At 74.3% G+C, this 18,930-nt stretch carries 19 protein-coding genes; 7 read left to right on the forward strand and 12 right to left on the reverse strand.

Features of this window, described 5'->3' with window-relative positions; translation table 11 throughout:
* Nucleotides 1-28: 28 nt before the first annotated feature.
* The 11 genes from ACZ6EJ_RS15275 to ACZ6EJ_RS15325 form a co-directional block, all read right to left on the reverse strand.
* Nucleotides 29-1,360 carry an NAD(P)/FAD-dependent oxidoreductase gene (locus tag ACZ6EJ_RS15275; RefSeq protein WP_469267490.1) on the reverse strand — a complete coding sequence of 444 codons (1,332 nt, stop codon included), beginning with the start codon at nt 1,358-1,360 and terminating at the stop codon, nt 29-31.
* Between the two features lie 2 nt (nt 1,361-1,362).
* The gene (locus tag ACZ6EJ_RS15280; protein WP_469267491.1) at nt 1,363-2,217 is read right to left on the reverse strand and encodes a class I SAM-dependent methyltransferase; all 855 of its coding nucleotides are present in this window, start codon (nt 2,215-2,217) and stop codon (nt 1,363-1,365) included.
* Nucleotides 2,218-2,274: 57 nt separating this feature from the next.
* The gene (locus ACZ6EJ_RS15285) at nt 2,275-3,972 is read right to left on the reverse strand and encodes a GH3 family acyl-acid amido synthetase (protein WP_469267492.1); all 1,698 of its coding nucleotides are present in this window, start codon (nt 3,970-3,972) and stop codon (nt 2,275-2,277) included.
* Nucleotides 3,969-4,598 carry a nucleoside/nucleotide kinase family protein gene (locus tag ACZ6EJ_RS15290; protein WP_469267493.1) on the reverse strand — a complete coding sequence of 210 codons (630 nt, stop codon included), beginning with the start codon at nt 4,596-4,598 and terminating at the stop codon, nt 3,969-3,971. The genes ACZ6EJ_RS15285 and ACZ6EJ_RS15290 overlap by 4 nt, the downstream gene beginning before the upstream one ends.
* A complete protein-coding gene (locus ACZ6EJ_RS15295) occupies nt 4,595-5,275 on the reverse strand; it encodes an HAD family hydrolase (RefSeq protein ID WP_469267494.1) in 681 nt (226 codons plus the stop codon). Before ACZ6EJ_RS15295 ends, ACZ6EJ_RS15290 begins: the two co-directional genes overlap by 4 nt.
* Nucleotides 5,276-5,352: 77 nt before the next feature.
* The gene (locus ACZ6EJ_RS15300) at nt 5,353-6,180 is read right to left on the reverse strand and encodes an AfsA-related hotdog domain-containing protein (RefSeq protein ID WP_469267496.1); all 828 of its coding nucleotides are present in this window, start codon (nt 6,178-6,180) and stop codon (nt 5,353-5,355) included.
* 90 nt (nt 6,181-6,270) lie between these two features.
* The gene (locus ACZ6EJ_RS15305) at nt 6,271-6,489 is read right to left on the reverse strand and encodes a tautomerase family protein (RefSeq protein ID WP_469267497.1); all 219 of its coding nucleotides are present in this window, start codon (nt 6,487-6,489) and stop codon (nt 6,271-6,273) included.
* A 68-nt stretch (nt 6,490-6,557) separates the two neighbouring features.
* Nucleotides 6,558-7,463 carry a hypothetical protein gene (locus tag ACZ6EJ_RS15310; RefSeq protein ID WP_469267499.1) on the reverse strand — a complete coding sequence of 302 codons (906 nt, stop codon included), beginning with the start codon at nt 7,461-7,463 and terminating at the stop codon, nt 6,558-6,560.
* The gene (locus ACZ6EJ_RS15315; protein ID WP_469267500.1) at nt 7,456-8,076 is read right to left on the reverse strand and encodes a hypothetical protein; all 621 of its coding nucleotides are present in this window, start codon (nt 8,074-8,076) and stop codon (nt 7,456-7,458) included. The genes ACZ6EJ_RS15310 and ACZ6EJ_RS15315 overlap by 8 nt, the downstream gene beginning before the upstream one ends.
* Before the next feature lie 201 nt (nt 8,077-8,277).
* The gene (locus ACZ6EJ_RS15320) at nt 8,278-8,520 is read right to left on the reverse strand and encodes a phosphopantetheine-binding protein (protein ID WP_469267502.1); all 243 of its coding nucleotides are present in this window, start codon (nt 8,518-8,520) and stop codon (nt 8,278-8,280) included.
* A 225-nt stretch (nt 8,521-8,745) separates the two neighbouring features.
* Nucleotides 8,746-9,606 carry a helix-turn-helix transcriptional regulator gene (locus ACZ6EJ_RS15325; protein WP_469267503.1) on the reverse strand — a complete coding sequence of 287 codons (861 nt, stop codon included), beginning with the start codon at nt 9,604-9,606 and terminating at the stop codon, nt 8,746-8,748.
* Between the two features lie 173 nt (nt 9,607-9,779).
* Between ACZ6EJ_RS15325 and ACZ6EJ_RS15330 the strand changes: the two genes are divergently transcribed.
* The 4 genes from ACZ6EJ_RS15330 to ACZ6EJ_RS15345 all read left to right on the forward strand — a co-directional run bounded on the left by ACZ6EJ_RS15330 (nt 9,780) and on the right by ACZ6EJ_RS15345 (nt 13,741).
* Nucleotides 9,780-10,568 carry a thioesterase II family protein gene (locus ACZ6EJ_RS15330; RefSeq protein ID WP_469267505.1) on the forward strand — a complete coding sequence of 263 codons (789 nt, stop codon included), beginning with the start codon at nt 9,780-9,782 and terminating at the stop codon, nt 10,566-10,568.
* 133 nt (nt 10,569-10,701) lie between these two features.
* Nucleotides 10,702-11,529 carry a helix-turn-helix transcriptional regulator gene (locus ACZ6EJ_RS15335; RefSeq protein WP_469267506.1) on the forward strand — a complete coding sequence of 276 codons (828 nt, stop codon included), beginning with the start codon at nt 10,702-10,704 and terminating at the stop codon, nt 11,527-11,529.
* Nucleotides 11,530-11,940: 411 nt separating this feature from the next.
* Nucleotides 11,941-12,951: a beta-ketoacyl-ACP synthase III gene (locus ACZ6EJ_RS15340; protein WP_469267507.1), complete on the forward strand. Its 1,011-nt coding sequence runs from the start codon at nt 11,941-11,943 to the stop codon at nt 12,949-12,951.
* A 112-nt stretch (nt 12,952-13,063) separates the two neighbouring features.
* Nucleotides 13,064-13,741, forward strand: coding sequence for an NADPH-dependent F420 reductase (locus tag ACZ6EJ_RS15345; protein ID WP_469267508.1), 678 nt, complete (start codon nt 13,064-13,066; stop codon nt 13,739-13,741).
* 101 nt (nt 13,742-13,842) lie between these two features.
* On the opposite strand, the gene ACZ6EJ_RS15350 is transcribed toward ACZ6EJ_RS15345, so the two are convergent.
* Nucleotides 13,843-15,150, reverse strand: a complete 1,308-nt coding sequence (locus ACZ6EJ_RS15350) for an acyltransferase family protein (RefSeq protein ID WP_469267510.1) — start codon at nt 15,148-15,150, stop codon at nt 13,843-13,845.
* 672 nt (nt 15,151-15,822) lie between these two features.
* Here ACZ6EJ_RS15350 and ACZ6EJ_RS15355 point away from each other — a divergent pair.
* The 3 genes from ACZ6EJ_RS15355 (at nt 15,823) to ACZ6EJ_RS15365 (ending at nt 18,808) form a co-directional block, all read left to right on the forward strand.
* A complete protein-coding gene (locus tag ACZ6EJ_RS15355; RefSeq protein WP_469267511.1) occupies nt 15,823-17,115 on the forward strand; it encodes an MFS transporter in 1,293 nt (430 codons plus the stop codon).
* Nucleotides 17,116-17,405: 290 nt separating this feature from the next.
* Nucleotides 17,406-17,969, forward strand: coding sequence for an NADH oxidase (locus tag ACZ6EJ_RS15360; RefSeq protein WP_469267512.1), 564 nt, complete (start codon nt 17,406-17,408; stop codon nt 17,967-17,969).
* A 335-nt stretch (nt 17,970-18,304) separates the two neighbouring features.
* A complete protein-coding gene (locus ACZ6EJ_RS15365; RefSeq protein ID WP_469267514.1) occupies nt 18,305-18,808 on the forward strand; it encodes a flavin reductase family protein in 504 nt (167 codons plus the stop codon).
* Nucleotides 18,809-18,930 lie beyond the last annotated feature (122 nt).

The raw sequence follows: 18,930 nt of genomic DNA on the forward strand, positions 1-18,930 counted from the left end.
GGCCGGGGAGGTAGGGTGGCAAAAGACCTTAGGGGGGGGCGCTGGTTTGTGTGGGGAGGTGGGGGGTCCCCCCAAGGGGGGGGGGTTCCTTCCCCCCCCCCCCCCCCCCCCCCGACCGCGGGAGGCCGGTGGCGCCGGCCGGCAGGTCCGGGCCGGGCCCGGCCTCCGGGGGCAGACCGGCGGCGGCCCGCCACCGGGCCACCCGCGCCCACGAGTCGTGCGCGCCCCGCTCGTACCAGGGGCGCAGCATCCGCTCGGCCAGCCGGTCCGCCGCCCCGCCCAGCTCCGCGCCTGCGGCCGGGTGGCCGTCGATCAGCTCGGCCAGGCCGAAGGCGTGCGCCAGCGCCAGGGACATGCCCCGGCCGAACATCGGGTCGGTGACGCAGGCGGCGTCCCCGGCCCGCAGCAGCCCGGCCACGGGGCGGGGCCCACGCAGGATGTTCGGCGGCATCCCGGTGACCAGCACCGGTCCCAGCGGCGCCGCGGCGCCCTCCTCGACCCAGGGGGCGAGGTACGGCGACAGCCGGCAGGCGGCGGTGAACGCGTCGGGCGCGCGCAGGGCGGAGAGCGTCCGGTCGCCCGGCAGGGTGCCGAGCGTGATGGCGAAGACGCCGTTGTCCGCCGGGTGCAGCACCGCGGAGTAGTGGTCCCAGACGCCGCCCGCCGCGTTGCCCCGGTTGAGCGGGCCCGGCGGCGGCCCGTCCGGGTCGCGGAGCCGGTAGAAGCGGCCGAAGGCGCGCAGGCTGCCGGGCGAGGAGAGGTCGCCGCCCGCCGGGAGGCCCGCCGAGGCGAGCCAGCTCCGGGACGCGGACCGGACGCCGGTGGCGTCCACCACCACGTCGGCCGGTATCCGCTCGCCGCCGTCCGTCACCACGCCCCGCACCCGGCGCCCGGCCGGCCCCGACGGCTCCAGCGACAGCCCGGCGACCCGGGTCCCGTGGTCGAGAGCCACCCCCGGCACGGCCCGCGCCGCGCGGTGCAGCACCACGTCCAGGACGGAGCGGCGGACGGCCAGGGTCACCAGTTCCTCGTCACCGGCCCACCGCACGGCCCGGCCCGTGCCGGCGGGCCGGGGCGCGGCGGCGGTGAGGTCCAGGAGCCGCGCCCCCTCCTCCAGCGCCGCGTCCAGGACCTCGGGGGCGTGGCGGCGCAGCATCCGCACGCCGAGCGCGTTCAGGACGTGGTCGTGCCGGGCCTGCGGCGCGCCGGGGCGCTCCCACAGCTCGGCGGCCTTCGCGGCGGGCCCGTCCGGCGGCGGCGGGCCGGGCTCCAGGACGCGCACCCGGTGGCCGCGCCCGCCGAGGGCCAGGGCCAGGGCGAGTCCGGCGACGCCGCCTCCCGCGATCACGGTGGTCGCCATGGTCAGCGACGCCTGCCGTGCACGAAGAACACCCGTCGTACGTCCTCGGCCCCGCGCGGCGGCACGGGGTCGGGCCACCGCCCGTAGTCGGCGTCGGGCTCGCCGGGCTGGGCCGCCCGGACGTCGAACCCGTACCGCTCGAACAGGGCCTCCGGCTCGTCGGTGCCGAACAGCCAGGGGCACCCCCAGCCGGCGAAGACGTCCAGCAGGCCGCGCATGTGGGGCAGGGTCAGGGCGGCCCGGTTGACGATGTCGGCGGCGATGCGGCTGCCGGGCGCTGATATGGCGGCGACCCGCTCCAGCATCCGGTGGGCGTCGGCCTCGGGGATGTAGTAGAGCAGCCCCTCCAGCAGCCAGGTCGAGGGGGTGTCCGGGTCGTACCCGGCCGCGACGAGCCGGTCCTCCCAGTGGTCGTCGGTCAGGTCGACGGCGACCGTGCGGTGGTCCACGGCGGGCACGGCGCCGCGCAGCCGTTCGGCCTTGAAGTCGAGCACGGCCGGCCGGTCGACCTCGAAGTAGCGGATGTGGCGGGGCCAGGGCAGCCGGTAGGCGCGGGAGTCCATGCCCGCCGGGGCCAGCACGATCTGCGTCGCCTCCGGCTCGCGGGCGGCCTCCTGGAGGAGGTCGTCGAAGAACCGGGTGCGGATGGCGTTGTAGTCCGGGGTGCTGGGCAGGGTGCGCGGGCGGTCGGGCGGGAAGGTGGCCGCGCGCACCTCGGCCAGCAGGTGCGGCCCGACCTCCCCGACCAGTCCGGCGGCGTAGGGGTCGTCGTAGAGCCGGTCCGCGCGGCGGGTCTCCGCGGCGCGCAGAGCGGCGGTGAGCAGGGCGGTCCGTTCGACCGGGTTGAGCACGGGCATGGCGGGCTCCTCGTCGTGGCGGTGCGGGCTGCGCGGGGCGGGGGGTCCGGGCGGGGGTCAGCCGCCCGGCGTACGGGTCAACCGCCGCCACTGGTCGTCGTCCGGTCGGAAGAGGCGGTCCTTGACCTGGGTCGGGCGGACGCCCGCGCCGACCGCGGCGGACCAGTCGCGGTGGAACGCCCCGGCGTCCAGCAGGCGGACGTCGGGCGGGGCGAGCCGCCCGGCCTCCCGCGCCCTCGCGTAGGGGCCGGACTCGGCCGCCAGGGCGCGGTCCAGCGCGGTGGCGAAGCGGTCGCGCTCCTGCCGGCTCCAGGGCCCGCCGGGGGCGATCGCGAAGACGTGTTGCGGCACGCCGCCCCCGGCCGGTTCGGCGCGGCAGGCCACGTTGCGCAGCGCGAGGCCGCCGGAGTCCAGGGCGGCGCGCAGGGCCCGCACGACCTGGGCGTCCCGCAGCCGCTCGCCCGCCGCGTCCAGCCGGCCGGCCCGGCCGGCGTACTCCAGCCGCGGCGCGCCGCCGACCCGGTCGACCACGCGGACCACGTCGCCGCCCGCGTACCGGTACAGCCCGCCGACATGGCTGAAGAGCACGTGGTAGTCCCGGCCCGCCTCCAGCTCGTGGGCCAGCAGCGTCGCGCTGTCGGGGGCGAGGTCCTCGTCGGCGGGGACGAACTCGTACAGCGAGGCCGAGGCGGTGAGGCTGCCCGCCGAGCCGTGCCGGTCCAGCGCCACGGCGACCGGCCCCTCGGAGGCGGCCACCGGGGCGGGCAGCACCGCGACCCCCGCGCCGAACTCCTCGCGCAGCGCGGGCAGGTACAGCGACGCCACCCCGCCGGTCCAGCAGAACAGCGCCCGCATCCGGGGCCACACGTGCGCCGGGCGCACGGTCCCGAAGTACTCCGCCAGCCGCTCGAGTTCGGCGGCGCGGCGCGGGTCGGGGGCCCGGTGGGGCAGGCCGCCGAGCGTCCCGTCGCGCACCTCCTTCACGATCCGGGGCCACCACAGGTTCAACTGGTACGGGACGGCGGCGACCATGGCCGGGTTGATGCCGATCAGGCAGCGCACGTCGCTCTGCACCGCCAGCCGCAGCCGCAGGTACGCCCGCTCCAGGTGGTCGCCGGGCGCGGTGGGCGTCGGGAGCACCGCCCACGGGGCGCCCGTGCCGGGCTCGGCGGCGAGGGGTTCCCCGAACCGGGCTCCGAAGTCCACCTGGCTGGCCCCCACGTGCGGGCGGCCGTCGCCGGTGGTGGGCGGGGCGCTCAACGGGTCGTGCTTGAGGTTGAGGACGGCGTCGGGCCGCGCCAGCACGTCGGGGAAGTGCTCGGCGAGCGGCGCCCACGCCGCGAGGTAGAACGGCAGGAACGTCGTGCGCATGAAGCGCGGGGTGACCGGGACCTTCTTGTGCGCCCCGGTGCTGCCGCTGCTGGTGAAGTAGACCTCGGGGGCGTCGGCCGTCAGCAGGCCGCGCTCCCCGGCCGCCGTCCGCTCGATCAGCGGGGCGTGGGAGGCGTAGTCGCCGACGGGGACGGCCCGGCGGAAGTCGTCGACCGTACGCAGGGAGCGGAAGCCGTGCCGGCGGCCGAAGGCGGTCGCGGCGTTGAAGTCCAGCAGGTCCGCCAGGACCCGCCGCTGGGCGCGGAGCACGTCGCCGTGGTCCGCGGCCAGCCGGTCGCGGGCGGCGAACGCCCGCTCGCGGAAGCGGCCGGGGTGCCCGTCGGCGTGCCAGAGCGAGGGCGGCGGGGCGGTGGGGGCGCTCATGCGGCCAGCACCTTCCGTACGGCCTCGGCCGTCCGGCGCGCGTCGGGCTGCTCGCGCACCATGGCCACCGGCAGCTCCCGCACCTCTTCCAGCAGCAGTTCGCGCAGGGAGCGCTGGTAGTGCGCGAAGCCCGCCCGGTCGCCCGCCTCCCCCTCGTACTCCAGGGCGTTGAGCCGCGTCCCGGCCCCCCGCCGGCGCCAGGCGGCCTCCGGCGACACGTCGAGGAAGACCACCCCGTCCGGCTGCGGGAAGGAGCGCCACCAGGAGTACAGCCGGGCGTCGCGGACGTCCGCCATCCGGCACTTGGCCAGGATCTTGTAGTAGTACGAGTCCATGAGCACCGGCGTCCGGGGGTCCCCGTCGCGCAACTGGTCGCGCAGGTGCACCACGGCCGTCTGCATCACGCTGGCCAGGAAGTCCGCCGAGTAGGCGCTGCCCAGCCCCGGCAGCACGTGCTCGTGCAGGTCGCGCCGGAGCCGGGGGATCAGGGCGTGCTCGGGGGCGGTGAAGGCGCTGTCCGTGGACAGCAGCCGCCAGCCGGGCAGCAGGGCGGCGAGCCGCCGCATGGCCGAGGACTTGCCGGCCCCGTCGGGCCCCAGCAGCACGTGGAACCGGCGCTCGCTCATCGGACGCCGGCCGTCTCGCAGGTGCGCGCCAGGCTGCGGCGCAGCTCCTCGTCGCCGCCGACGACGACCGGGTGGCCCACCAGCTCCATCATCGGCAGGTCGGAGATGTGGTCCCCGTAGGCGTAGCAGTCGGCCGGGTCGACGCCGGGCCGGGAGGCCAGCAGGTCCAGCACCGCGGCGCGCTTGCCCGCGCCGATGACGGGGACGCCGACGGCGCCGGTGTAGACGCCGTCCGCGACCAGCGGCCGGGTGCACAGGATCGCGTCGGCCCCGACCTCGCGGGCCAGCGGCTCCAGCAGGGGCGGGAACGACCCGGAGACCAGGACGACGCTCGCGCCCGCCGCCCGGTGCTCGCGCAGCGCCCGCCGGGTGGACTCGATGTAGAAGCCGCGGGTGGACGCGGTCCGCTCGGCGAACCAGTCGTCGGCCAGCCGGGTGACCTCGGTCGCCGACTCGCCCGCGTAGTGGCTGTAGTAGAAGCGGTTGATGTCCGCGCGGGGCACGCCCTCGGCGGCCCGCCGGCCGATCACGGCCATGATCCGCTCGTACTCCTCCTCGCCCGCCGGACCGCGCCGGCGCACCAACTGGTACTGGAGGAAGTCGAACATGCTCTTGACCGAGATCAGCGTCTCGTCGACGTCGCTGAAGACTGTGTAGGGGCGGGTCGTGCCTGACATGGGTTCGACTCCCTGCTGGGGCGGTCGGCGCCCCGCCGTGCGGTCGGGGCGCCCTGGGCTGCGGCCGGTCGGCCGCGTCACGGCGTGCGGGCCGCGGCGGCCGCGGGGTCGGCGGCCGCGGCGGCCGCGGCCGCCAGCGCCATCCCGTCCTGGAGGCTGCGCTGCGCCGCCCGCGTCTCCTTGGTGTGCGAGACCTGCATGTCGAAGGCGGTGAACCGCACTTCCATGTCCGCGGTGACGGACCCGCCCTGGTTCACGGTGAGTTCGCAGTGGAACGACGTGCGCGTGTGGTGCGGCGAGCGGTGCGCGAGCACGTTGCAGCGGACCTGGGCGGGGAGCGGGAAGAGGAAGCTGCGGTAGCGGGTGGAGAAGGTGTCGATGACGAAGTAGCTGCCGCCGACCGCCGCGGGCGGCAGGTAGAACTCCTCCGCCACCGCGATGAACATCTGCCGGCCGGCCTCCGTCGCCAGCATCCCCTGCATGTGCTGCCCGGTGAGGTGGTCGGACATCACCTCGTTGCCCGCGTCCACCAGCAGGTCGGCCTCGTACCAGTCGGCCCCTACGGCGCGGGGCCGGGAGATCAGCACGTTCTCGATGCGGTGCTTGTGCGCCAACTCGCGTCCGGCGCGGGCGTGCAGCGCCCGGTCGTCGATGACGACCCGGTCCTCGACGCCGCCGCGGACCAGCGCGTCGCGGACGAACTGGACGTCGAAGAGGGAGACGCCCTGCCCCAGCGTGACACGGGCCTCGCCCGTCTCCGCCGGGTACGCGCCGCTCCTGATCAGCCGCACGAGCTGGGAGACGGTGAGGACGCCTTCGTGGTGGGCGAACGCGGCGAACACGTCGCCGACGAGGAACAGCGTGCCCGGTTGGGCATCGGTGGCCTCGGCTGTTTCCTGGGGCATGGCTGGGTACCTTTCCCGTTTCGCTGGGTGGATGGCTGGGCGCTCGCGCCCCGGCGGCTGCCGGGGCGCGAGCCGCCGGGGCCCGTCACGTCATTCGGTCGTACGCCGGCTCAGCTTCGGGAAGTCCGGGTCGCTCCCCAGGGCCCCGCCCTCGGCCCAGCGGTTGCGCGGCACCTCCTGGACGTAGACGGTGATCTTGTCCAGGGGCGCTCCGGTGACCCGGCGCACGGTGCGGGTCAGTTCCTCGACGAGTTCCTTGCACTGGGCGTCGTCCTGACCGTCCCAGGTGGTGACGGAGATGATGGGCATGGGGCCTTCCTCGGCTTCTCGGTTCTGTGCGGGGGGTGTCGTCGGGTGCGGCCGGTCGGGTCCCGCCGTCAGGGACGTGCGGGCCCGACCGTCCGCAGGTTCTGGAAGGACGGGGCGCGGAGTTTGAGATGGGCGTGGATGTCCCCGCCGAGCCCGAACTCGCCGATGGCGCCGCCGTAGCTGCGCTGGTAGCTCATCCACAGCACGACCACGTTGACGATCCGGTTGGCGCCGGGCAGCTCCGGGTCCGGGAACGGGTCGGGCAGCGTCGCGTGGTAGCGGCCGGCGCCCTCCGCGTCGGTGACGAACACGTTGGGCACCCCGAGCGGGCCGGGCCGGGTGGGCCCCGCCGCGTCCAGGTCGCGGGCGCGCAGCGACATGACGGTGTAGACGCTGTGGGGCACCAGGCGGGCGAAGGAGAAGTCGAAGGTCCCCGATCCGCCGTCCGGCGTGACCCCGACCTCCAGCGTCCCGCTCGCCCGCATCCACTGGCCGAACGTGACCGGCTCGACCACCTTCGGCCCGTCCTCCGCGCGCAGGTCCGGGATGGGCACCTGGTGGAAGGCGTGGCTCGGCCGCTCGACCAGCGCCGCGTCCGGAAGCTGCTCCGGCGCGAACACCATCGGGTAGTTGTTGCAGGGCAGCGGCAGGGGCAGCGTGTGGAGCACGACGTCCCGGTCCGCCCCGTCCGGGTCGGTGTCCAGCTCGCGGACCACCGTGTACGGGGCCAACCGCCCGAACTCCGGTACGGGGCTGGCGGGGGAGACCACGGCGGCCCCCCACTCGGGCGCCACCCCGCCCGCCGGGGTGGGCCGGTTGACCATGCCCACCACGACGAAGTCCCCGTTGCCGTCCATGACCTCGCTCGGCGGGTACAGCGGGCCCTGCGTGGTGAGCGCCAGTTCGTGGGTCTCGGTGCGGCCCGGCGTCGCGAACTCCGCCGGGCCGACCGCCACCGCGCCGGTCTCAGGCATCGACGCGCTTGTACACGCGGGTGTACAGGCCGTTCTCGCCGCCCACGATGTAGCGGTCGCCCGCCTGCTGGACGATCTCCTGGTACTTCGGCGAGGTGAACACGGCCTGGTAGTCGGCCGGGTCGCACGAGAAGCCGGACACGAACATCACGCCCGGCTCGCTGCTGACCACCGAGTGGTAGGCCAGGAACGCCTCCACCTCGTCCGCGTTCCGCACGACCTCGAAGATGGTGTTCTCGCGCCACTCGCGGTACGCCTCGTACTGCTGGGGCTTCACCTCGATGTGGCGCAACTGGACGTACGGGGTCTGCGGGATCGGGTCGGCGACGTCCTTGGGCGCCTCGACGAACTCCAGGAGGTGGCGACGGAAGTCGGTGGCGAGGTCGCCCGACACCCGCTCCCAGAGCTTGTGCCAGCCGGCGTTCAGGGCGGCCAGCTCCGACAGGTCCTTGACGGGCGTGATCTCCAGGACGTTGTCGTCGTCCACGCTGCGGAACAGCGCGCGGCCGGCCACCGGCTCCTTGCTGTTCAGCGCGGTCCACTCGGTCACGACCTGGTCCGTCCGGCCGGGAGCGGCGGCGACCTCGTTGAGGACGAGCAGGGTGGAAGACATGGAAGTTCCTCTCGATGAGTACGTGAAGAGCCGCGCGAAGGGCGGAACGCCGAGCGCGAGAAGGTGTGGGGGGAGTGGGGGGGTGGGGGGGTGGGGGGAGGCGGGGGGAGTGGGGATGGCGGTTCGGGGGTGTGGGGGCGTGGGGGTGGGGCCGTGGGGGGCCCGTGGTGTGGGGGGACGGGGTGTGCGCCGGGGAGCGCGTCAGGCGACGGGGACGCCCTTGGCCGCGAGCACCGCGGCGGCCTCCGCGACGGTCTGCTCCGGGACCAGCTCGCCCATCTCGATCTCGACGCCGAAGGACTTCTGGAGCCGCAGCGCCAGCTCCTCCAGCAGCAGCGAGTCGATCTCCATGGCCTCGAACGTGGTGTCCGGAGTGACGTTCGACGTCGAAACGTCCAATTCCCCCAGGACCACGATGATCCGACTGACGGTCGAATTATCCATTGCCTACTCCGTGAATCACTAGAATGCCGATTTTCGAAGCTCTGCTCGAAAGCCTCGAACTCCTCTGCGTATTCATCATGAGATGCGGGAACCGGCCGAGGAAGTGTCTCCTCATCGGGGTGGTGGGAACACCACCCCCGCGAAGAACCGGATGCCGGGAGCGCGCGCGCCCGCCGGTCCGGCCGGCGTCCCGAGCCGGCGCCCGGCGCCCCGCCGGCGGCCGGCTCAGGCGGCGGCCGCGTGCGTGCCGACCAGCTCGCGCGGGCGCTCCGCCGGCTGGGCGGCGGGCTGCGTGATGTAGAGGGTCAGAAGCGACTCGGGGTGCTCCGGCACCCGCATCACGACGCGGTCGAAGACCTTCACCCCGGACTGCGGATGAATGATCCTGCGCGTGCTCTGGTCCGGGCCGACGACCTCGTGGCTCTCCCAGAGCGCGGCGAAGCGCGCGTTCCCCGCGGTCAGCCGCTCCGCGATCCGGACGAACTCCGGATCGTCCGGGAACCGGGCCGACTGCGCCCGGAACTGGGCGACCAGGCCCCGCCCCACCTCGTCCTCGTCCGGGTACTTCGCACGGGTGGCCGGGTCGGTGAAGAACTTCACCACGCAGTGGTCGCCGCGTGCGTTGATGCGGAACAGGGCCCGCGCCGAGCGGCTGGCCAGCTCGATGCGCCCGTACCGGTCGGTGATGTAGGCCGGGTTGTACGACCAGCCCTCCACCAGGGCCTGCATCCGCGCGTCCCCGCCGTCCACCAGGTGGCCCTCCGGCCGCGGCGGCGGGTTGTGGCCGGCCAGCCGGTAGAAGTACGCGCGCTCGCACTCCTCCAGCCGCAGGGCGTTGCTGACGGCGTTCACGATGCCCTCGGAGACGTTGATGTCCCGTCCCTGCTCCAGCCACGTGTACCAGGACACCCCCACCCCCGCGAGCGCCGCCACCTCCTCGCGTCTGAGGCCCGGCGTACGCCTGCGGTCGAGTTTCACCAACCCGACCTCCTCCGGGGTGATCCCCTCCCTGCGGGCCCGCAGGAAATGCCGCAGTCGCGCCCGCCGCAGGAGTCCGGATGTTCTGGGGGGTGCAGTCGTCTGCATGGATCGACCTCTTTCCTTCCGCGCTCGCCCAGCCTCGGCGAGACCATTCGGTGACGTATCTCCGGGAGAGAGGAAACCGGCGCGCCCCATTGCGCTCCCCGTTCCGTGGTGGTGGCACCACTCCGTTCGACAGACACTCCCTCCCGCCGCGATTCGACGACAGACTGACGGGCATGTTGCACACTTCGGCGAATATCCCGGTACGCCCGGCGACGGGTGCGGCGACGGACGTACCGACCAGAACGCGGACCGCCCGGCTGCGCCTGTTCTGCTTCCACCACGCGGGCGGCAGCGCCTGGTCGTTCGCGGGCTGGGCCCAGTGGCTCGGGGGCGGCGTGGACGTCGTGCCGGTGGCCATGCCCCCCAGGGCGCAGCCCGCGGCTCGGGTGGCGGGGTCCGTCAGCACGATGGACGCCCTGGTACGCGAGGTGACACGGCAGCTCACTCCCTCCCTCGACGAGCCCTACGCCTTCTACGGCCACAGCAGCGGATCGCTCGTCGCCTACGGCGTGGCGCAACGGCACATCGCCGCCGGCCGGCGCCCGCCCGACAGCTTCGTGGCCGGGGCCCACCGTGCGCCGCATGTTCCGTCCGCACCCGACCTGACCGTAGGACCGGCCGATCAAGCCTCCCTGGAGCTGCTGTTGGGCCTCGGTGGAGCGGGGCGGCTGCTGCGGGAGAACCCGCAGCGTATGCAGGCCGTCGCCGCCCGGCTCCGGGACGACCTCCGGGTCTCCGGCACCTACCGGCACCCGGACCCCCCGCCGCCGCCGCTGCCCTGCCCGCTCCACGTCCTGCACGGCCGCGACGACCCGCTGGTCCCCGTCGCCGACGCCGAGGCGTGGCGCCGGCACACGCGTGCGGAGTTCACCTTCCGCTCGCTGCCGGGGGGCCACTTCTTCAACCGGGAGCACAAGGAGCTGTTCTTCGCGGAGCTGGGGCGCGTGCTCGGCCCCGCCTGACCCCTGCCGCCCGGCCCTTCCGCGCCCGCGGCAGGGAGGGCCGGGCGGCACAAGGGCGGGCGGGCCCCAAACCACCGGCAGTGTGATCCTCACCGCTGACACCCCGTCTGCCCGTGGCATAACTTCGCTCGGTATGGACGCCACGCCCTCCGGGCCCGACAGCAAGCAGAAGCGGCGTAGCCAGCTCACCCACTTCCTGCGCAGCCGCCGCGCGGCGCTCTCCCCCGAGGACGTCGGGCTCGCGACGACCGGCAGGCGGGCCAGGACCGGGCTGCGCCGGGAGGAGGTCGCCGTCCTGGCCGGGGTCAGCGCCTCCTGGTACGCGTGGCTGGAGCAGGGCCGCCCCATCCGGGTGTCGGACGGGATGCTGGACGCGGTCAGCGGCGCCCTGCGGCTGAGCGAGCTGGAACGCGTGCACCTGTACCGGCTCGCCGACGCCAACCCCCCGCTGCCCACCTCCGCCCCCGCGCCGCCGGACTCGGGCGTCTTCCAACGGCTCGTCGACACGCAGACGTCGGGCCCCTCGTGCGTCATCGACCGCTACTGGGACGTCCTCGCCGTGAACCGGTCGGCCGCCGAGGTGCTGCGCCTGGGCCGCGACGGCAACGACAACTTCCTCACCAGCCTGTTCACCGGCACCCACGGCGAGCGCTACGGGAACCGGCCCGAGGTGGCCCGCCGGATGGCCGCCCGCTTCCGGCTCCAGGCCTCGTACGGCCCCGACGACCCCCGGTACGAGCAGATCGCCGACCGGCTCGCCCTGAGCGACGCCCGGTTCGCCGAGCTGTGGGACCGCCACGAGGTCGAGGAGCCCGTGCCGACCACCGTCGAGCTGGTCCGCCCCGGCGGCGGCCCCCTCCCCTTCGTGCTGTTCACCATGGACCTGGACGAGACCGCCCTCACCCGCCTCCTGGTGTACCTGCCGCCGGGCGTCGAGGGGCCCGCCCCCGCCCCCCGGTAGCCGGACCGCCGCGCGCGCCCGGCCGCCCCCGCGGCCGCAGGGTGGTGGTCCGGCCACCAGCGGCCGCACCCACTGTGCCGACACGGTCTGGAGCGCCCGCGCCCGCCGCCGCACAATCGACGTACGTTCTCCAACGGCGCGGGCCGCCCGTGCCGCCGAGCCGGGCCGCGTCCGGCGGCCGCCCTGCCAGGGCCCCCGCCGGCGCCGCCCCGCTCCCGCGACCGCCGCGAGCGGCGCCGCGGCCCGTTCCACCACACCCGGTAGCGGCGTTCCGCACCGGCTCCCAGGGAGGCCCCTCTTGTTGACCCGTTCGCTGTTCCACGGACATCAGCCCGCCTCGCGGCGCGCCGGCGCCGAAGCGCCGAGCACGCGCGGACGGCGGGGAGTTCAGTCGGCGGGGGAGGCGGCGGCATGAGCGCGGTCGCGGTCCTCACCGGCCTCGGGACGTACGTCCCGCCCCGCGTCGTGACCAACGAGGAACTGTCCCGGACCATGGACACCTCCGACGAGTGGATACGCACCCGCACGGGGATCGCGCAACGGCACTGGGCCGACCCCGGCACCTCCACCGGCGACCTCGCCGTCGAGGCGGGCGAGCGGGCCCTGAAGTCGGCCGGGACCTCGGACGTCGACCTGGTCGTCCTCGCCACCACCACCCCGGACCACTCCTGCCCGGCCACGGCCCCCGACGTCGCCACCCGGCTGGGGCTCGGGAACGTCGCCGCGTACGACATCGCCGCCGTGTGCAGCGGATTCGTCTACGCGCTGGCGTCCGCCGCCGGGGCCATCGCCGCGGGCATCGCCGAACAGGTCCTGGTCATCGGGGCGGAGACGTACTCCACCATCCTGGACCCGGCGGACCGCACCACGTCGGTCATCTTCGGGGACGGCGCCGGGGCCGTGGTGCTCCGGGCCGGGGACGCGGACGAGCCGGGGGCCCTGCTCGGCTACGACCTCGGCAGCGACGGCGCGTTGAAGGACCTCATCCTCGTGCCCGGCGGCGGATCGCGGCAGCGCGCCGACACGGCCGCCGACCCCGGATCGGCCCCCGCCGACGCCTACTTCCGGATGCAGGGCAAGCAGGTCTTCCGGCACGCCGTGACCCGGATGGCGGCCTCCTCGCAGACCATGCTGGAGCGCGCCGGCTGGGCCCCGGAATCGGTGGACCGGTTCGTGGGCCACCAGGCCAACGCCCGCATCCTGCACGCCGTGGCCGACCAGCTCGGCATGGAGCGCGACCGGGTCGTCGTCAACCTGGACCGGGTCGGCAACACCTCGGCCGCCTCCATCCCGCTGGCGCTGGCCGACGCCGTCGGCGACGGCCTGCTCGCGCCGGGCGCCCGCGTGCTCATGAGCGCCTTCGGCGGCGGGGTGACCTGGGGCTCGACCGCCCTGGTCTGGCCCGACGTCACCGTGTGCTGAACCACCCCAGCAGTCGGCCGCCGGTCACCCCGACCGGCGGCCGACGCCCGTGTCCGGACCCCGGCACGGGCCCGCAGCACGACCTCCCCCCTACGAATGCGAGGAACCACCGATGACCGGACCGGCCACACCCCTCACCATCGGCGTCCTGGGCGCGGGCAACATCGGCCGCCCGCTCGGCCGCCACTGGATCGCCGCCGGGCACACCGTCACGTTCGGCTCGCGCGAGCCGGACCGGCTCGCCGCCCTCGTCGGCCCGCTGGGCGACCGGGCCCGCGCGGCGGCGTACGCCGACGCGGTCGAGGCGAGCGACGTCGTCCTGCTGTCCGTCCCGCACCCGGCCGTCGAGGAGCTGCTGGAGCGGCTGGCGGACCGGCTGGCCGGCAAGGTGGTGATCGACGCCACCAGCCCCATCGGCGTCTCCGCCGACGGCCTGTTCGTCTCCGATCTCGGGGCGGACCTCACCCAGGGGAGCTGGATCGCGGCGCGACTGCCCGGCAGCGCCGTCGCCCGCGCCTTCACCCACTTCCCCGACGAGCTGCTGGGGTCGCGCGGCACGCGGCAACCGCACTTCTGGGGCATGGGCACGGCGTACGACGACCCCCGCGCCGGCGAGGTGGTGGACCGCCTGGTGCGCGACGCGGGCTTCACCCCGGTCCGGGTCGGGGGCCTCGACGCGTCGGGCGCGCTCGATCCGGGCGGCGCCCTCTTCGGCTACGTCTCCACCCCGGCCGGGCTGCGCGCCGCGGCCGGCGTCACCGCCCCGCCCACCCCCGTACCGGCCTCCTGACGCGCGGCGCGCACACGGAAGGGGCCGTCTTCCCCACCCCGGTCGGGGTGGGGAAGACGGCCCCTTCGCCGTCCGTCGCCCCGTGGGACGACGGACGGGGCTCAGCGGTCGCCGACGCCCTGCGCGGTCAGCGGCACGGCCTCCACCGGCGCGGACGCCGACACGGCGGCGGCCACCGGGACCGGTGCGGGGACGGGCGCGGGAGCGGGCGCGGCGGCGGTGGCGCGCTTCTTCCGCGGGTTGGACCAGCGCCGGGTGATCGGCCGCTCGACCAGGGCGTACAGCGCCCAGGAGACCAGGATCGAGGCGGCCATGAACAGCACCATCAGGCCGACGGCCTCCACGGCGGAGTAGGACTTGCTGCCGAGCAGCTTCCACACGCTCACCATCACCGTGTAGTGCACCAGGTAGAAGGCGAAGGAGATGTCCCCGAGCCAGACCATCACCCGGTTGCGGAAGAGCGTGAACCGGCCCTCGTTGTCCGCGATGGCGCCGGCGGCGATGAGCAGCACGGCCGGGATCACGCAGACCGCGCGCGTCGAGTAGATCGGCGGCAGGAAGTAGCCCACCGCGTAGCTGGCGGCGAGCAGGACGCCGGACCAGACCATGCCGATGTTGCGCCACCGGCCGGCCATCACCGAGCGGGCCACCAGGATGCCGAGCGCGAAGTCCAGCACGCGGGGCAGCGGCAGGATGTACGAGACGAAGTACTGGTTGACCGAGGTGCCCGGCTCCGTGTCCATCATCGCGGTGCCGGCCGGCACCAGCAGCTCCGAGAGCAGCGGGGTCGCGATGATCCCGGCGATCACGGCCACCACCCAGTAGTTCAGCCGGTGCGCCGGGATCTTCCTGATCCAGTGGAACAGGACCGGGAAGGAGAGGTAGAACACCGCCTCGACGCCCAGCGACCAACCGGCCGGGTTCACCCCGAAGTTGACCGCGAAGTCGGGGAACCACACCTGGATCATGAACAGGTTGAGCAGCTCGGCGCGCAGGTCCGTGACGGGCGCGGCGTAGACCAGCATGGCCAGCCCCCACACCAGCACGTAGTTGGGGACGATCTTCACGAAGCGCCGCCGCCAGAACCGCGGCGCGGTGTCCGAGTCGCGGGCCGACCAGGTGAGCACGAACCCGCTGAGCGCGAAGAAGAAGGTGACGCCGAGAGCGCCCGCGTGGGCGACCGCGTCGTAGTAGGAGATGACGCCCGACTCGCTGCTCAGCCAGGGGACGCCGAGGAAGGCCAGCAGGGCCGCGTGGTAGAGGAACACCACGAAGGCCGCGGGGAAGCGCAGACCGGTGAGCGTGTCGAGACGGTTCACGCGAGCGCGCTCGGGCGCCGCCTGGGGGTCGGACGGCGGCACCGTGCCCACTGCTTCGCGCTCCGTCACACGCATTCTGTCCGTCGACAAGTTTCTGCTCCTTCAGGAGAGTGGGGGAACTGCGACCTTGTCCGTCTCTTTCGTGACGGCACCGAACACGCCGAAAGCCGAATCCGGGAGATCTTCTTCCGGGGGACCCGGAGGATTTCCGGTCCGGGTGCGGAACACCTCGGACGTATTCCCGGAGGGTTTCCGCACAGAAATCCCTGCACGGTTGCGCATGACGAAGGGTGACCCGGCGAACATCGGATGCCTGCAAACTACCCGACCGCGCGCCGCCTTGTCGGGGTCGGCCCATCCGGTTGGTGCCACCACCAGGTGCGGCCGAATCCCCCTTGTCCCGGCGGCACTTCGCCCGCGTACGAGCAGGTGGGGCGACCCGTAGCCGGGTGGTCCCACCACCACCAACGGGAAGCACTTCCTCCGCGGGCCGGGCGCAGCGAGAATGACGGGGCGGGCCTTTTCGGTGTCCTGTGTCTCCGCATGGGCGCGATATTCCTGCGAGCAGTCGACCGACGGCCTGCTCGGCGCTCCACCGGCCGGCGGAAAAGGCGGCGCCGGTGATCCGCGGAAAAGCGGCGCCGACGCCGCACCGCCGACACCGCGCTTCACGAAAGCGCCGTGCGCGCACCTCCGTGCGCATCCGGGCCGCGCAACAGGAAGCCCTCCATCCACCGCCGGACATCCACACCGGGAGCGACCATGTCCCCCAGCGCGACCAGCCAGAGCAGCAACCGGCCCCGAGGCGACGACGCCGCCGGGACCGCCACCGTCACCGCGCCGCCACCCCCGACGCCGAGCGCCCCGGCCGAGTCGCGGCACTCGTCGCTGCGCGGCTGGCTGGGCGTGGTCGGACTCGCCCTCGGGGTCTTCGCCTTCGTCACCACGGAGACGCTGCCCATCGGCCTCCTCCCGTCCATCGCCGACGGCACGTCGGTCTCGCTGGGATCGGCCGGCTTCCTGGTGTCCGGCTTCGCGGCGCTGGCCGCCGTCACCGCCGCGCCCCTGACCGCGGTGACCGGCCGCATCGACCGCAAGTGGCTGCTGGTCGGCCTGATGGTCTTCTACGTCGCCGGCAACCTCCTGGCCGCCGTCGCCTCCAGCTACCCGGTGCTCCTGGCCGCGCGCCTCATCGTGGCCCTGGCCCACGGGGTGTTCTGGTCCATCGCCGTGTCGGTCGCCGTCCGGCTGGTCCCCGAGCGGCACGCCGTCCGCGCCACCTCCGTGGTCCTCGGCGGCATCTCCCTCGCCTCCGTCGCGGGCACCCCGCTCGGCACCACCATCGGCCAGTCCGCCGGGTGGCACGCCGCGTTCGCCTGCGTCGCGGTCCTCGGCGTGCTGGTCCTCGCGATGAGCGTGCTGTTCATGCCCAGCCTCCCCGCCCGCGGCAGCGGCAACCTCTCGGCGCTGGTGCACGTGCTGCGCCACCGCGCCCTGCGCGTCGCCATCGGCGTCACCGCGCTGATCATGAGCGGCCACTTCCTCGCCTTCACCTACGTGGCCCCGTACCTGGAAGAGGTGGCCGGCATCCGGCCCTCCCTCGTCGCCGCGCTCCTGCTCGTCTTCGGCGCGGCCGGACTGGTGGGCAACTTCGCCGCGGGCGCCGTGGTGGGCCGGGCGCTGCGCACCAGCCTGATCGTGTGCACGGGCCTGCTGGCCCTCGTCATGGCCGTGATGTACGCCGGCGGGGCCAGCGGCCCCCTGGTCATCGCCATGCTCGTCTGCTGGGGCCTGCTCTACGCGGCCCTGCCCGTCGCGCTGCAGACCTGGGTCATCCGGCTCGTCCCCGAGGAGAGCGAGGCCGCCTCGTCGCTGTACGTCGCCGCCTTCAACGGGGCCATCGGCGTCGGGGCGTTCATCGGCGGCCTGGTCGTGGACGGCTCCGGACCGCGTCCGGCGATGCTGGCGGCCGCCGCCTTCGCCCTCGCCGCCATGGCGCTGGCGGCCGTCTCCGGCCGGCGCGCCAAGCGGCCGGCCGAGCCCGCCCTCGTCTGACCCGCCCCGCGGCGCGAGCCGCGAGGCCCCCCGGACCGGCGCCGTCGCCACCTCCCCCCCGTGCGGCGGCGCCGCACCGCGGCCCACGGCCCGCCCGGACCGGTCCCCGTCACCGGCCCCGGCGGGCCCGGACGTGATTTTTTCATGGTCGGTGTATGGCTCAGTGGCTGTCGTGGGCATCCGCCGCGCCGCCATACTCGACGAATCCCTCAGTTCGGCAAGAGAGGTACGAGATGCGGCATACGAGCAGAGATGTTCAGACTTTTCATCTCTGGTCGCTGTCCGAGGACGTGAGCATCGACCAGGACACCGGGGGCGACGCGCTGTTCCTCACCAGCCGCTGGGGCCGCGACCGGCTCGACCGCCCCGGCCCCGCCGTGCGCGAGGTGCTGCGGCGGATGGAGCTGGGGCCGGTACTGCTCGGCAACGCCGTGAGCGAGATCGAGGACCTGTGCCTGCGCACCCTGCCGGTGCTCAGCAAGCTGTCGCACCTCGTGGTGCGCACCCTCGGCCTGGACGACCTGGACGGTCCGCTGCTCTCGGTGTTACCGGCGTCGTCGTCCACCCCGTTCGTCCTGGTCCGCCCGTTCGGCGAGCGCCGCATCCGGCTGCCCCGGCACGTGGGCTTCACCGTCCCGGAGTCCGGGATCGGCTGCGTACTGGAGTACGACGGCTGTCCCCACCGGGTGGTCCTGCACCGGCCGGAAGCGGCGTGGGTCGCGATGACGCTCGTCTGGCCCACCACCCTCACCGCCGTCTCGGACGCCCTGCCGCTGCCGCCCAAGGTGACCGAGGACATCGTGGGCTACCTGGCCGCCGCCGGCCTGGTCACCCTCGTCGACGAGCCGGCCTGAGAGCCGCGGGCCCCACCGGGCCGCCCGAGCGCGCCGCCGACCCCGCACGGGGAGGCCGGGCCCGCCCACCCGACCGTTCCACCGCACACCGCCGCCGGTCCCGCACAAGGGGCCGGCGGCGCTGGTTTCCGGACCCGGCGCCCACCCGTAGAGATCCAGCCGCGACGCCCCGATCCCGTGACGCGCCCGAGACCGGCACAACGGTACGAACCGGATGCAGAACGGCCGGTTCCGGCGCGGTCAAGCTGCTCTCCAGGTGCTTTCAAGCCACTTCGTCGAGAGTTGCCGCAGAGACAACGGGAAAAGCCCGTGACTGAATCGACGGAGTGGACGCCATGCTGGACGCGAACAGCTTTCGGACGGTTTTCGGTACGTTCCCCACGCCTGTCGCGATCGTCACCGCCCGAGGCGACGACGGCGAACCGCGGGGCTTCACCTGCAACGCCTTTTCCGCGGTCTCCGCGGCCCCACCACGGCTCCTGGTGTGCGTGGGCAGGACCTCCCGGACCCTGCCGGCGATGCTCTCCTCGGGGGCGTTCGCGCTGAACTTCGTGGGCCACCACGGCCAGGACGCGGCGCGGATCTTCGCCGGGAAGGCGCCGGACAAGTTCGACGCCGTGACCTGGCGCACTGGGGCGGTGGGGGCGCCGGTGCTCACCGAGGCCGCGGTGGCGTACGCCGGCTGCACGGTGGTGCGGACCGTGGCGGCCGGGGACCACGTCCTGCTCATCGGCCAGGTCGAGGAGAGCGAGATCTTCCCCGGCACGGCCGCCCTCTACCAGCAGGGCGAGTTCGGCATATGGGAGTCGGGCGCCCGCCAGCCCGCGGCGCAGCACTGAGCCGGCCCGATCCCGGGCGGGAGCCCGGGAGGGGGTCGGCCTCCTGGGGATCTGGCTTGTGTCCACACCCCCCCCCCCCCCGAGAGGGCCCTGTCCCGGGCTCTGTTCTTCGCAGCGGTGTC

This window comes from Streptomyces sp. NPDC041970 (assembly GCF_055588985.1).